Source organism: Pseudomonas sp. SST3, from assembly GCF_003325755.1.
In genome coordinates, this window is record NZ_QORI02000043.1 from 1 (window position 1) to 14,157 (window position 14,157).

Genomic DNA, 14,157 nt, shown 5'->3' on the forward strand with positions numbered 1-14,157 from the left:
GTATGGCTGACGTGGTGAAGCTGAATCCGCTATCCACCCACAACCAGAGGAATCGCAATGCTTAAGTGTTTAGAAGTCACGGCCGTCTCGGCATTCGGCGAGAGCCAAAAGCGAGTCATCAACCTTGACCACGTTGTTCAAGTTACTTCTACAGAGGGCGCGGACTGGGGAGGCGGGGCACGTGTCCATCTCTCCAGCGGCGATGCTTTTCAACTAGCTGATAAGGATACGACCCGCATGTTGGAGGCTTTGCGAGGGAGTTTGTGATTGTTTGTGGACGAATTGTGGACGCTGCAAGGCTATGAAATTGCCAACGCCCTACGTTCAGATAGACAAAAGCCGCGCAATGCGCGGCTTTGGAGTTGGTGGGCCCACACGGACTCGAACCGTGGACCAAAGGATTATGAGTCCTCTGCTCTAACCAACTGAGCTATAGGCCCTCAGAGGCGGGCGGATTATACCGGTGGTGTTGCGCGTGCGCCAAGCGAAGCTGTGCGCGCCGAGCTGTTTTGAGTGGCCAGAAATGCAAAACCCCCGGCGCGGGCCGGGGGTTCTGGTTCACTCGTCGAGGAAGGAGCGCAGGTGCTCGCTTCTCGTCGGGTGGCGCAGCTTGCGCAGCGCCTTGGCTTCGATCTGCCGGATCCGCTCGCGGGTGACATCGAACTGTTTGCCGACTTCCTCAAGGGTGTGGTCGGTGTTCATGTCGATGCCGAAGCGCATGCGCAGTACCTTGGCTTCCCGTGCGGTGAGGCCAGAGAGCACTTCGCGAGTGGCTTCCTTGAGGCTTTCTACCGTCGCTACGTCGATCGGCGATTGCATGGCGGAATCTTCGATGAAGTCACCCAAGTGCGAATCTTCGTCATCACCAATCGGGGTTTCCATGGAGATCGGCTCTTTGGCGATCTTCAGCACCTTGCGGATCTTGTCCTCTGGCATTTCCATGCGCTCGCCAAGCTCTTCGGGCGTGGGCTCGCGGCCCATTTCCTGCAGCATCTGACGGGAGATGCGGTTGAGCTTGTTGATCGTCTCGATCATATGCACCGGGATTCGGATGGTCCGTGCCTGGTCAGCAATGGAACGAGTGATCGCCTGGCGAATCCACCAGGTGGCGTAGGTCGAGAACTTGTAACCGCGGCGATATTCGAACTTGTCCACCGCCTTCATCAGGCCGATGTTGCCTTCCTGGATCAGATCGAGGAATTGCAGACCACGGTTGGTGTACTTCTTGGCGATGGAGATGACCAGACGCAGGTTCGCCTCGACCATCTCTTTCTTTGCCCGGCGAGCCTTGGCTTCACCGATGGACATGCGGCGGTTGATGTCCTTGATGTCGGCGATCGCCAGTACACATTCTTCTTCCAGCGCGAGCAGCTTCTGCTGGCAACGCTGAATGTCTTCCTTGCGCGCGGCAATGGCTTCGGCGTACTTGCTCTTGCCACTGGCCAGCTGGTCGGCCCAGTTCAGGTCAGTTTCGTTGTTCGGGAACTGGCGCAGGAAATCGGCGCGCGGCATGCGTGCATCACGCACGCAGATCTGCATGATGGCGCGCTCCTGGGCGCGGACCTGACCCAAGGCGCTGCGTACACGTTCTACCAGAGCATCATACTGCTTGGGGATGAGCTTGATCGGCATGAACAGCGTTGCCAGCTCCTGCAGTGCATCGGTGGCCTGCTGGCTGCCGCGACCATGCTTCTTCAGGGCCTTCTTGGCGACGTCCAGCTGCTCGGCAACAGCGCCGAAGCGAACGCGAGCGACTTCCGGATCCGGGCCGCCATCGCCTTCTTCTTCATCGCTGTCGGAGTCGTCTTCTTCCTCGTCGTCCTTGTCGTCAGCAGCCGGCTTTGCCGCTGTCTGAGGTGCAACGGGCTCGACTTCCTGCTGCGGACCGGCAGCGCCGTCGTCATCAGGGTCGATATAGCCACTAAGGATGTCGGACAGGCGGCCGCCTTCGCTGGTGACGCGCTCGTAGTCAGCGAGAATGCTGTCTACGGTGCCCGGGAAGTGGGCAATGGCGCTCATCACCTCGCGAATGCCTTCCTCGATGCGTTTGGCGATTTCAATCTCGCCTTCGCGGGTCAGCAGTTCGACGGTGCCCATCTCACGCATGTACATGCGCACGGGGTCTGTAGTACGGCCAATGTCGGTTTCGACAGCGGCAAGCGCCGCTGCGGCTTCTTCCGCGGCGGCTTCATCGGTATCGGCTTCGGCCAGCAACAGGGCATCGGCATCCGGGGCAACCTCGAATACATTGATACCCATGTCGTTGATCATGCGAATGATGTCTTCCACCTGTTCCGGATCGGAAATATCCTCCGGTAGGTGGTCATTGACCTCGGCGTAAGTCAGGTAACCCTGCTCACGGCCACGCTGGATCAATTCTTTGAGGCGGGACTGCTGTTGCGCTTTTCCGGACATATAACCCTATCCACTGACGGTTCTGGCGGGTTGAAAACAAGCTGGCCATTATAGCCGAGCAAGGACCTCACGCGCCAGTTGAGGTCGATATAGCGGGTGTTGAGTTGCGATTTAGCAGGTTGCGCAGCTGCTCTTTCTCCTCTGCGCTGAGTTCACCCTGGCGAGCTTTGCGGAGCAGCGATTCAAGGCTGCGCTCGCGCTGCCTCGCGGCCAGAGTGGTTATGGTGTCGAAAAACTGTTGTTCAAGGTTATCGGCCGAGATCAGCCATTCTTTCTCAGCAAGTGCGCGTAAAAGGCGCCCTTGGTCGGTTCCATGCCAGCGTGCAATCAATTGCAGGCTGCGTAGCTTGGGATTCTTCTGTAAGGTGCCGAGAAGCGCGACAAGTAATTGTGCATAAGTATCGTCTTCTGCTGCGAAATGGCTCGCATCCTCCACCTTTTGCGCAAGCTCGGGATGATGCAGCAGCGTGCGCAACGTGGTCAGTGCCGGCGGTTCTACGGTCGCGGGCGTTCTCGGTGCCCGTGGTTTGAAGTCTGGACGCTGGCCGGGCTTTTTCCAGTCCTTTTTCCACTCTTTCTTGCTGTTGCGCTTCGGTTGGGCGGGTTCAGGCGGAACATAGTAGTCGCTGTCGTCCTGTCCGAAGCTGGTGTCGTAATAGACGCTGTCGTCGTATTCCGGAGCTACTTTCGGCGACGAAACGCTCATTTGCTGAAGCGCTTCGCTGTGCAGTCCGGTGATCTCGCCGAGGCGCTGGCGCATCAATGCACGCAGGTTGGCGCCGGGTATCCTTTCGATGAGTGGTGCCGCCAGGGTGGCCAGGTGGGCCTTGCCTTCCAGTGAGCGCGGGTCTGCTTCTTCGCTGAGCTGCTGGAAGAAATAATCGGCCAGTGGCTGAGCTTGCTGCTGTATCCGAGCCATGAAGGCATCGGTGCCTTCGCTTCGCACCAAGGTGTCTGGATCTTCGCCTTCTGGCAGAAACAGAAAGCGGGCGCGGCGGCCATCTTGCAGGTTGGGCAGTGCCGATTCCAGCGCACGCCAGGCGGCCTTGCGGCCAGCCGCATCACCATCGAAACAGAACAGCACGCTGGGTACGATGCGAAACAGGCGCTTGAGATGCTCGTCGCTGGTGGCTGTACCAAGGGTGGCGACAGCGTTGCGCAGGCCTTGCTGGGCCAGGGCGATCACGTCCATGTAACCTTCGACGACCATGATTTCATCCAGGTCGCGATTGGCCTTGCGTGCCTCGTAGAGGCCGTAGAGCTCCTGACCCTTGTGGAAAACCGGTGTTTCCGGCGAGTTCAGATACTTTGGCTTGTCGTCGCCCAGTACGCGGCCGCCAAAGGCAATGACGCGGCCACGGCTATCGCGGATCGGGAACATCACTCGGTCGCGGAAGCGATCATAGCTCCTGCCGGTTTCAGCGTTCTCGATCAGCAGGCCGGCATCGATCATCGCTTTTTGCTGTAGGGCGTCGCCGCCCAAGTGCTTCATCAGGTTGTCCCAGCCGGGTGGCGCGAAACCGAGGCCAAAATCTCTGGCGATGATGCCGGACAGGCCGCGGCCTTTCAGGTATTCCACTGCGGCCTTGCGCGCCGGATGCCCCTTGAGGGCTTGCCGGTAATACCCGGCGGCGGACTCAAGCAGCGGATAAAGCGGCGAGTCCACCGGCTGGCGAGGCTTGCGCCCTGGGCCGCTTTCCTCGCGCGGAACTTCCATGCCGGCGCGCTTGGCCAGCTCCTCGACGGCCTGGGGAAACTCCAGGCTGTCGTGGTCCATGATGAAGCCGAGCGCGTTACCGCCAGCGCCACAGCCGAAGCAGTAGTAGAACTGCTTGTCGGGGCTGACGCTGAACGAAGGTGTCTTTTCTTTATGAAACGGGCAGCAGGCCGTGTAGTTTTTCCCAGCTTTTTTCAATTGGATGCGTGAACTGACCACCTCGACGATGTCGGAGCGGTTGAGTAGGTCATCAATGAATGATTGCGGGATCAGGCCGGCCATAGGGGTATGAGAATACGCTCGCGGTGTTCGGGCCGGAATGAAAAAAACTCCGACCATTCGCCAGCTGGCGAAGCGGAGTCTCTCTCAAATGCAAAGCCCGGCGTTGGCCGGGCTTGATGCAGCTTCAGCTGTACTGGATCAGTACAGGCGAACGCTGCGGCGCTGCTCGCGCTGCACTTTCTTGGCGTGACGCTTGACTGCGGCAGCAGCTTTGCGCTTGCGCTCAGCAGTGGGCTTCTCGTAGAACTCACGGCTGCGGACTTCAGCCAGAACACCGGCTTTTTCGCAAGAACGCTTGAAGCGACGCAGAGCTACGTCGAATGGTTCGTTCTCTTTAACTTTAACGTTGGGCATCCAGGACGTACCTTCACTTGTTTACCGGTTACAACGCGCTTCGGCAAATATCGCGAGCACGCTGGTTTTAAGGGTTGCGGATGTTAACGCCTTGCCGCGTGGAATGCAAAGCCCCCTGATCGAAAAGCGCTGGTCGGTCGCTGGTCCCGGCGATTAATATGCGCGGCTTCATTCGCTTCTCTGGAAGGTCGTACCCATGCTGGTGCTGGGGCTGGAAACTTCATGCGACGAGACCGGCGTCGCGCTGTACGACAGCGAGCACGGCCTGCTGGCCGATGCGCTGTTCAGTCAGATCGATCTGCATCGCGTCTATGGCGGGGTCGTGCCGGAGCTGGCCTCGCGTGACCACGTCAAACGGATGCTGCCACTGATTCGCCAAGTACTTGCAGAAGCCGGTCGCGAGTCGAGCCAGATCGATGCGATTGCCTACACTGCCGGTCCCGGTCTGGTGGGGGCGTTGCTGGTCGGGGCCTCGTGTGCGCAGGCGATGGCGTTTGCCTGGGGCGTGCCGGCTGTCGGCGTGCATCATATGGAAGGTCATCTGTTGGCGCCAATGCTTGAGGAGCAGCCACCGGCGTTCCCCTTTGTGGCGTTGCTGGTCTCCGGTGGGCACACGCAGTTGGTTCGGGTCGATGGCATCGGCCGCTACGAGCTGCTGGGCGAGTCGGTAGATGATGCTGCCGGCGAGGCCTTCGACAAGACGGCGAAGCTGATGGGGCTGCGTTATCCCGGCGGTCCGGAGATCGCCCTGCTCGCCGAGCGCGGCACCCCCGACCGTTTCCTCTTTCCACGTCCCATGACTGATCGGCCGGGGCTCGACTTCAGCTTCAGCGGCCTCAAGACCTCGACACTCACTACCTGGCAGCAATGCCGTAGCGCTGGCGATGACGGTGAGCAAACCCGTTGCGATATCGCGCTGGCCTTCCAGCAGGCAGTGGTCGAGACGCTGACCATCAAGTGCCGGCGCGCGTTGAAGCAGACGGGTTTGAACAACCTGGTGATCGCCGGTGGCGTAAGCGCCAATTCGGCACTGCGTGAGAGCCTCGAAACGATGCTCGGGGAGCTGAAGGGGAAGGTGTTTTATGCGCGGCCACGTTTCTGTACCGACAATGGTGCGATGATCGCTTACGCCGGTTGCCAGCGGTTACTGGCCGGCCAGCAGGACGGGCCGGAGATTTCGGTTCAGGCGCGTTGGCCAATGGAGACGCTGGCAGCGGTATAAGTCTGCTTGCCAGTTAGAAGTGCCGTTCCGTACCCGCGAACAAGTCGCGTAGATTGTTCCGGTGACGCCAGACGATCAGTCCGGCCAGCAGTGCCATCGGCCAGAGTGCTTCAGGATGCTGCCAGGCCAGAAAAGGCAGGCACAGGGGTAACGCGGCAAGCGCGGCTAGCGAGCTGGTCCGGGTAATCTTGAATACCAGCAGCCAGATAATCAGGGCTAGCAGTGCAGTCGGGAGATGCAGGCCGAGCAGGGCGCCGGCAGCGGTAGCCACGCCCTTGCCGCCACGAAAGCGGAAGTACAACGGATAAAGGTGACCGAGCACCGCCGCCAGCGCGATCCAGGCTTGTTGCTGTACAGATAAGCCCAGCGCTACGGCGAGCAGGACCGGTAGCAGGCCCTTGAGCAGATCGCCAAATAGCGTGCTGATTGCCAGACGCCTGCCGGCGAGCCGCAGCATATTGGTCGCACCGGGATTGCCGGAGCCACTCACCCGCGGGTCGGGTGCGCCGGTCAGGCGGCTGAGTAAAATGGCGAATGACAGAGAACCGATCAGATAGGCGAGCAGAATCAGTTGCCAAAACATGGCATCCATCCGGGGCAGGGAGCTCCTGAGTCTAACGACGTGCGGCGAAGTTGTCGTGCCGTAGGAGAGAGTTGCGTGGATACAGTTTTCATCGAAGGGCTGGAAGTGGATACGCTGATTGGCGCCTATGATTGGGAGCGTGGAATTCGGCAGTGCCTGCGTTTGGATCTGACTCTCGGCTGGGACATTCGTCCTGCTGCAGAGAATGACGAATTGGACAAGGCACTGGATTATGCCGAAGTGACCGCCGCCATCGATCGGTTCGCGCAGGCGTCGCGCTTCGAGTTGGTCGAAACCTTTGCCGAGCGATTGGCTGCTGGCCTGATGCATCAGTTCGGCATCCCCTGGCTGCGGCTGCGGGTTACCAAGCCGGGCGTCAACGCGCGCGCTTCGGCGCTCGGCGTGGAGATCGAACGCGGATGTCACTAACTCGCGTACTGCTGGGACTCGGTAGCAATAACCGACGCGAACAGAATCTGACCGCCGGCCTCGATGCGCTGGAGCAGCTGCTCGGCGGCATGCGCTGTTCGCCCGTTTTCGAAAGCCTCGCGGTGGGTTACAAGGGCGACAATTTCTACAACCTTGTCGTATGCGGAACCACCGACCTGCCGTTGATGGAATTGGACCGCAGGCTCAAGTTCATCGAGGCGGATAACGGTCGCTACGCGCCGGATCGCAAAGGTCTGCCGCTGGATATAGATGTCCTGCTGTATGACGATCTGGTGGGCAACTTCCATGGCCTGGAGCTGCCGCGACCGGAAACGCTGAAGAATGCCTTCGTGCTCTGGCCGCTGGCGCTGCTAACGCCGGATGTGATGCATCCCTGCACAGGGCGAAGCTTCGCCGAGCTGTGGCGCGAATCGACCATCGAGCAGCAACTGTGGCCGGTGCCGTTTCGTTGGCGGGGCGACGAGCTGACACCGGCCGCGCTGCTAGCCTCGTTTTCTAGGGCCTAGCTCGGCAGACTTGCGAGCGCGCCGCGGACCGTACGCCGGGCTTGGCTAAAGCTCGGTGCTGCTCGTCCCGATCGGATCAGTCAGTGGTGCCCTGGGTCTGACGCCGGTATGCCTGAACGGCAATCAGGCGACCGCGCTTGAGTGCTTCGCCCAGCTCGGCTCCCTGGTAGCCTTGGTCGATCAGCGGTTTCACCTGTACGGCGCGGGCGGACTCGGCGGCGCCTCGCAGGTAGTCTGCTTGTGGATAGTCATGTGCCTCCATGCCAGGACCTTTAGCATCCATTTCGCACGCGGCGATGAACTGCTCGAAGCGCTCCGGACGACGGTAGATATCGAAGTGCTGAAGCAGCTCGAACAGCTGAGGCGCGGGTAGCGTCATGGCGCCATGGGCCTGAGCGTGAAACTCACCGGTCAGCATGGCCAGCTCCTGGCAGTCTCGCGGCACTTTAAATCGAGCGTTGACGGTCTCGATCAACGGCAATCCTGCCTTGCCCGACTCTGGTCCCCGCATCGGCGCCACCGTTCCACCCAGGTGCTGTAACAGACAGGCCCAGCGCACCGTCAGCGGTTGTCCATGGACAGCGCACTGGCGCATTACCGCGAGCACGTGTTCGTCCGTTGCTGGCTCTGGGGTGCTGGACAGCGCTTGCGGCCTGTTGAATAGCCGGTCGACTTCAGGAAACAGTTCGTTCAATGCGCCGCATTCGCGAAGTACCTGCACGAACACGTCAGGGCGGGGCTCCATTAGGGCGCGTGAGATCTCCTTCCAGATGCGTTCCGGTGTCAGCGCCTGAAGTTCTCCCGACTCGGCAAGCTGGCGCATCAGCGCCTGTGTTTCAGGCGCGACGTTGAAACCAAGCTCGGCATAGCGCGCCGCAAAGCGGGCCACACGCAGCACCCGTAACGGGTCCTCGGCGAAAGCAGGGGATACATGCCTGAGCTGGCGGGCAGCGAGGTCGGCCTGGCCTCCGTAGGGATCGATCAGATTACCCTGCTCATCTTCGGCCATGGCATTGATGGTCAGGTCGCGACGGGTCAGGTCTTCTGCAAGCGTAACGTCAGGGCTCGCGTAGAAGGTGAAACCGCCATAGCCGCGGCCGCTCTTGCGCTCGGTGCGGGCAAGCGCGTATTCCTCGCCTGAAGCCGGATGCAGAAACACCGGGAAGTCTGCTCCCACCGGGCGGTAGCCCTTGGCTTGCATCTCTTCGGCACTGGAGCCGACCACGACCCAATCCACCTCGGTCACTGGCCGCCCCAGCAATCGATCACGCACCGCTCCGCCGACTTTGTAGATCTGCATATGTTCCTCCGTTCCGGCGGAGGATAAACGAAAGCCCCGCAGCAGCAAGCCGCGGGTACCTGGGATGGGCCGCCACTCGAAGCGTGATCAGGTCGGTGGTAGCGCCAGGTTCATGCCTGGGAACTTGCTTTCGGTGTCCGGCTCTACCCGCGGCGGCATGTGATGAGTGGTGACCAGCTTGTCGTCCTGCATCGATTGCAGATGTACGTCGAACCCCCAGAGCCGGTGCAAGTGCTTGAGCACTTCATCGGTGGAGCCGCCCAGGGGTTTGCGGTCATGCTGCTGATGGCGCAGGGTCAGCGAGCGATCACCGCGGCGATCGACACTCCAGACCTGCACGTTGGGCTCGCGATTGCCGAGGTTGTACTGCGCTGCGAGCAATTCGCGGATGGTGTGGTAGCCGCTCTCGTCATGGATGGCGGGTACCAGCAACTCGTCCTTGTGATCGTCGTCGAGAATGCTGAATAGCTTGAGATCGCGAATGACCTTCGGCGAAAGGAACTGCAGGATGAAGCTTTCATCCTTGAAGTTATTCATTGCGAACTTCACGGTGGTCAGCCAATCGCTGCCGGCGATGTCCGGGAACCAGCGCTTGTCCTCCTCGGTGGGGTGTTCGCAGATCCGGCGGATATCCTGATACATGGCGAACCCGAGCGTATAAGGGTTGATGCCGCTGTAGTACGGGCTGTCGAAGCCGGGTTGATAGATCACGCTGGTGTGCGATTGAAGGAATTCCATCATGAAGCCATCGGTGACCAGCCCTTCGTCGTAGAGGTCGTTGAGCAGCGTGTAGTGCCAGAAAGTCGCCCAGCCCTCGTTCATGACCTGAGTCTGGCGCTGCGGATAGAAATACTGCGCGATCTTGCGCACGATGCGCACCACTTCGCGCTGCCAGGGCTCGAGCAATGGCGCGTGCTTTTCGACGAAGTAGAGGATGTTTTCCTGCGGCTCGGCGGGGAAGCGCTGGTCGCGTTCGCGTTCGTCGGCCTTTTCGCCAGACTTTGGAATGGTCCGCCAGAGATCGTTGATCTGCTTTTGCAGATGCTCTTCGCGATCCTTCTGCCGCCGTCGTTCCTCCTCGGCGGAAATCGGATAGGGGCGCTTGTAGCGATCGACGCCGTAGTTCATCAGTGCATGACAGGAGTCGAGCAGGTCTTCCACCGCATCGATGCCGTGGCGTTCCTCGCACTGCATGATGTACTGCTTGGCGAAGACCAGGTAATCAATGATCGAGCTGGCATCGGTCCAGGTGCGGAACAGGTAGTTGCCCTTGAAGAAGCTGTTGTGACCGTAGCTGGCATGGGCGATCACAAGCGCCTGCATGGTGATGGTGTTTTCTTCCATGAGGTAGGCGATGCAAGGGTCGGAATTGATCACGATCTCGTAGGCCAGGCCCATCTGTCCCCGGGTGTAGGATTTTTCCGTGCTGAGGAAGTGTTTGCCGTAGGACCAATGGTGATAGCCCAGCGGCATGCCCACCGAGGCATAGGCGTCCATCATCTGTTCGGCGGTGATGACTTCGATCTGGTTCGGGTAGGTGTCCAGCGCGTAGCGCTCGGCGATACGACCGATCTCGCGGTCGTAGGCGCGGATCAGCTCGAAGGTCCATTCCGAACCGGTGGAAATGGGCTGTCGTTTCATACTGCGTACCTCAGCTAGCCATGCGCCTCTGGAACAGTTCGCGGAACACCGGGTAGATGTCTCCTGCGGTTACCAGTTGCTGCTGGGCGAACGAGTCACCGAAGGCCTCGGCCACCTGGTTATATTCGTACCACAGCGCCTGATGTTCGCGCGGGGTAATTTCGACGTAGGTGAAATACTGGACGAAGGGCATGATCTGGTTGATCAGAATGTCCCGGCAGATCGGCGAGTCGTCGTTCCAGTTGTCGCCATCGGAAGCCTGCGCTGCATAGATGTTCCACTCGTTGGCCGGGTAACGCTCGGCCATGATCTCCTGCATCATCTTCAGCGCACTGGACACAATGGTGCCGCCGGTTTCGCGCGAGTAGAAAAACTCTTCCTCGTCGACTTCCTTGGCGCTGGTGTGGTGGCGAATGAACACGACGTCGATCTTGTCGTAGTTCCGCTTGAGGAACAGATACAGAAGGATGAAGAAGCGCTTGGCGATGTCCTTGGTGGATTGAGTCATGGAGCCCGATACGTCCATCAAGCAGAACATCACCGCCTTGGAGCTGGGATTGGGGTGCTTGACCAGCAGGTTGTACTTGAGGTCGAAGGTGTCGAGAAAGGGAACGCGGTGAATGCGTGCGCTGAGACGTTCGATCTCCTCTTCGGCTGCCTGGATGTCGGTGAAGTTGGCAGGCTCCTCGAGCTTCAGGCGCGCCAGTTCGGCTTTGATCTCGCGCAGCTTGGCACGGCTACTGCCCGACAGTGCGATGCGGCGCGCATGCGCCGAGCGCAGGGTGCGGATAATGTTGATGCGTGACGGGTTGCCTTCATTGCTGATGCCGGCGCGGACGGTTTTGAAGGTATCGGTGCCGGCCAGATGTCGCTTCACCAGATTGGGCAGTTCCAGGTCCTCGAACATGAAGTCGAGAAACTCCTCCTGGGTGATTTGAAAGACGAAATCATCCATGCCTTCGCCGCTGTTGCTGGCTTGACCCGCGCCCTGGCCACCGCCGCCGCCCTGAGGCCGGGGGATGCGCTCGCCAGCGACGAATTCCTTGTTACCGGGATGGACGATGGTCTGCCGACCGCCGCGTCCATGATGCAGGATCGGCTCATCGATATCGCGGCCGGGAATGCTGATCTGCTCGCCGTGTTCCATGTCGGTGATGGAACGGCGTCCAACAGCCTCTTCCACCGCCTTCTTGATATGCCCACGGTACCGCTGCAGGAAACGCTGGCGATTCACCGTGCTCTTGTTCTTGCCGTTCAGTCGGCGGTCAATCACGTAACTCATATGAGCCCTCCGGGCTGAGGCTGGAGGCTGGACGAATTGTTGTTTCTGTCGTCCAGCCCAGCTTCAAGCGGCTTTTGCGTTACTGTGATTTACGTACCCGCAGATACCATTCGGAAAGCAGGCGTACCTGTTTCTCGGTGTAGCCGCGTTCGACCATGCGCACGACGAAGTCGCTGTGCTTCTTCTGATCTTCCTTGCTGGCTTTGGCGTTGAAGCTGATGACTGGCAGCAGGTCCTCGGTGTTGGAGAACATCTTCTTCTCGATCACGACACGCAGCTTTTCGTAGCTCAGCCAAGACGGGTTCTTGCCGTTGTTGTTGGCTCGGGCACGCAGCACGAAGTTGACGATCTCGTTGCGGAAATCCTTCGGGTTGCTGATGCCGGCCGGCTTTTCGATCTTCTCCAGCTCTTCGTTGAGCGCGGCGCGGTTGAGGATCTCGCCGGTTTCCGGATCGCGGTATTCCTGATCCTGAATCCAGAAGTCGGCGTAGAGCACGTAGCGGTCGAAGATATTCTGGCCGTACTCGCTGTAGGACTCGAGATAGGCGGTCTGGATTTCCTTGCCGATGAAGTCGACGTAACGCGGCGCCAGGTATTCCTTGATGAAGCGCAGGTAACGCTCACGCACCTCGGCAGGGAATTGCTCTTGCTCGATCTGCTGCTCCAATACATAAAGCAGGTGCACTGGGTTGGCCGCGATCTCGTGTGGATCGAAGTTGAATACCTTCGACAGGATCTTGAAGGCGAAGCGAGTCGAGAGACCGTTCATGCCCTCGTCGACGCCAGCGGTGTCGCGATATTCCTGGATCGATTTGGCCTTAGGGTCGGTGTCCTTGAGGTTCTCACCGTCATAGACCCGCATCTTCGAATAGATGTTGGAGTTTTCCGGCTCTTTCAAACGGCTCAGCACCGAGAACTGCGCCAGCATCTTCAGCGTATCGGGGGCGCAGTGAGCCTTCGATAGCGAGCTGTTGAACAGCAATTTGTCGTAGATCTTTATCTCGTCAGTGACCCGCAGGCAGTACGGCACCTTGACGATATAGATACGGTCGATGAACGCTTCGTTGTTCTTGTTGTTGCGGAAGGTGTGCCATTCCGATTCGTTGGAGTGGGCCAGCAGGATGCCGTTATAGGGAATCGCGCCGAGGCCCTCGGTGCTGTTGTAGTTGCCTTCCTGAGTAGCGGTCAGCAGCGGATGCAGCACCTTGATCGGCGCTTTGAACATCTCGACGAATTCCATCATGCCCTGGTTGGCACGGCAGAGCGCGCCGGAGTAGCTGTAGGCATCGGCGTCGTTCTGTGGGTATTCCTCGAGCTTGCGAATATCGACCTTACCCACCAGGGCCGAAATGTCCTGGTTGTTCTCGTCGCCCGGCTCTGTTTTGGCGATTGCGATCTGGTTGAGGATCGAGGGGTACAGCTTGACCACGCGGAACTGGCTGATGTCGCCGCCGAACTCCTGCAAGCGCTTGGTGGCCCAGGGCGACATGATCGAATTCAAATAACGCCGTGGGATGCCGTAGTCCTCTTCAAGGATCTGCGCGTCTTCGGCCGGGTTGAACAGGCCCAGTGGTGATTCGAACACCGGCGAGCCCTTGATGGCGTAGAAGGGCACCTTCTCCATCAGCTGCTTGAGCTTTTCGGCGAGGGACGATTTACCACCGCCCACTGGACCGAGGAGGTAGAGGATCTGCTTCTTCTCTTCCAGCCCTTGAGCGGCGTGGCGGAAGTACGAAACGATCTGGTCGATGCATTCTTCCATTCCATGGAAGTCTTCGAACGCGGGATAGCGGCGGATTACCTTGTTGGAAAAAAAAGATCCGCGACAATCGAGGATCGGTCGAGGTATCGATCAGCTCGGGTTCACCGATGGCGGTCAACAGACGCTCGGCGGCGGTGGCGTAGGTACCCCGGTCTTCCTTGCACAGGTCGAGGTATTCCTGGAGCGAATACTCCTCCTGACGGGTTGCTTCGAATCGTTGCTGGAAATGGCTGAAAATGCTCATGACTTCACCTCGGACGATGCTCGGAGCCGGTGTTGTCATCAGGCATTCAGGTACGGCCGACTGCTCGGCCTATGGAGTCCCCCCGAACACCTAATGGTCGAAAACCTGAGGCCCGGTAGCCGGTGCACGGCTTTCACCTGTTTGGATGGCCTGAACTGAAGGATAGTTCGGATTCAGCAAATTCAAGGGAGGAGAGGTGCTTTTACCGCTGCGTTTCGTCGGATGGGAAGCGCAAGGCCGCGCGATGCGCGGCGTTTGGAGGCGATATTTTTTTTACGAAGGATCGCCCTGTTCGACGTCCTGGGGGTAAGTCTGGCGCCATAGCTCAAAGCCGCCATCGAGGCTGTAGACATCCGAGAAGCCCTGGTTGATCAGGTAGGCAGCAGCGCTCTGGCTGGA

Annotated in this window: 10 protein-coding genes, 1 tRNA gene and 2 pseudogenes; 3 read left to right on the forward strand and 10 right to left on the reverse strand. The window is 59.5% G+C overall.

All coding sequences use genetic code 11. The features are described 5' to 3' along the window. Positions 1 to 363: 363 nt before the first annotated feature. From DQ405_RS22370 to rpsU, 4 genes are all read right to left on the reverse strand, one after another. Positions 364 to 440 (reverse strand) — tRNA-Ile (locus tag DQ405_RS22370). A 118-nt stretch (positions 441 to 558) separates the two neighbouring features. Continuing rightward, positions 559 to 2,415: an RNA polymerase sigma factor RpoD gene (gene rpoD / locus DQ405_RS22375; protein WP_168426191.1), complete on the reverse strand. Its 1,857-nt coding sequence runs from the start codon at positions 2,413 to 2,415 to the stop codon at positions 559 to 561. A gap of 67 nt (positions 2,416 to 2,482) precedes the next feature. Next, on the reverse strand, positions 2,483 to 4,414 hold the full coding sequence (gene dnaG / locus DQ405_RS22380) for a DNA primase (protein WP_168426192.1): 1,932 nt from the start codon (positions 4,412 to 4,414) through the stop codon (positions 2,483 to 2,485). A 138-nt stretch (positions 4,415 to 4,552) separates the two neighbouring features. Continuing rightward, positions 4,553 to 4,768, reverse strand: coding sequence for a 30S ribosomal protein S21 (gene rpsU / locus DQ405_RS22385; protein WP_003283508.1), 216 nt, complete (start codon positions 4,766 to 4,768; stop codon positions 4,553 to 4,555). A 196-nt stretch (positions 4,769 to 4,964) separates the two neighbouring features. Here rpsU and tsaD point away from each other — a divergent pair, with 196 nt between their 5' ends. Then, positions 4,965 to 5,990, forward strand: a complete 1,026-nt coding sequence (tsaD, locus tag DQ405_RS22390; RefSeq protein ID WP_168426193.1) for a tRNA (adenosine(37)-N6)-threonylcarbamoyltransferase complex transferase subunit TsaD — start codon at positions 4,965 to 4,967, stop codon at positions 5,988 to 5,990. 13 nt (positions 5,991 to 6,003) lie between these two features. Here tsaD and plsY read toward each other — a convergent pair whose 3' ends face one another. Beyond that, positions 6,004 to 6,573 (reverse strand): glycerol-3-phosphate 1-O-acyltransferase PlsY, encoded by a 570-nt coding sequence (plsY, locus tag DQ405_RS22395; RefSeq protein WP_168426194.1) that lies wholly within the window; start codon positions 6,571 to 6,573, stop codon positions 6,004 to 6,006. 75 nt (positions 6,574 to 6,648) lie between these two features. Here plsY and folB point away from each other — a divergent pair, with 75 nt between their 5' ends. Both folB and folK read left to right on the forward strand, forming a co-directional pair. After that, positions 6,649 to 7,002, forward strand: a complete 354-nt coding sequence (gene folB / locus DQ405_RS22400) for a dihydroneopterin aldolase (RefSeq protein ID WP_168426195.1) — start codon at positions 6,649 to 6,651, stop codon at positions 7,000 to 7,002. Further along, positions 6,993 to 7,529 carry a 2-amino-4-hydroxy-6-hydroxymethyldihydropteridine diphosphokinase gene (folK, locus tag DQ405_RS22405; protein WP_168426196.1) on the forward strand — a complete coding sequence of 179 codons (537 nt, stop codon included), beginning with the start codon at positions 6,993 to 6,995 and terminating at the stop codon, positions 7,527 to 7,529. The genes folB and folK overlap by 10 nt, the downstream gene beginning before the upstream one ends. A 76-nt stretch (positions 7,530 to 7,605) precedes the next feature. On the opposite strand, the gene DQ405_RS22410 is transcribed toward folK, so the two are convergent. The 5 genes and pseudogenes from DQ405_RS22410 to DQ405_RS22430 form a co-directional block, all read right to left on the reverse strand. After that, positions 7,606 to 8,829: a multifunctional CCA addition/repair protein gene (locus DQ405_RS22410; protein ID WP_168426197.1), complete on the reverse strand. Its 1,224-nt coding sequence runs from the start codon at positions 8,827 to 8,829 to the stop codon at positions 7,606 to 7,608. An 87-nt stretch (positions 8,830 to 8,916) separates the two neighbouring features. Beyond that, entirely contained in the window at positions 8,917 to 10,470 is a 1,554-nt protein-coding gene (locus DQ405_RS22415) for a SpoVR family protein (protein ID WP_168426198.1), read from the reverse strand. 10 nt (positions 10,471 to 10,480) lie between these two features. Further along, the gene (locus DQ405_RS22420; RefSeq protein WP_019341987.1) at positions 10,481 to 11,752 is read right to left on the reverse strand and encodes a YeaH/YhbH family protein; all 1,272 of its coding nucleotides are present in this window, start codon (positions 11,750 to 11,752) and stop codon (positions 10,481 to 10,483) included. 79 nt (positions 11,753 to 11,831) lie between these two features. Continuing rightward, a pseudogene (locus tag DQ405_RS22425) lies at positions 11,832 to 13,758 on the reverse strand (PrkA family serine protein kinase). 273 nt (positions 13,759 to 14,031) lie between these two features. After that, a pseudogene (locus tag DQ405_RS22430) lies at positions 14,032 to 14,157 on the reverse strand (thiosulfate sulfurtransferase); the annotation flags it as partial.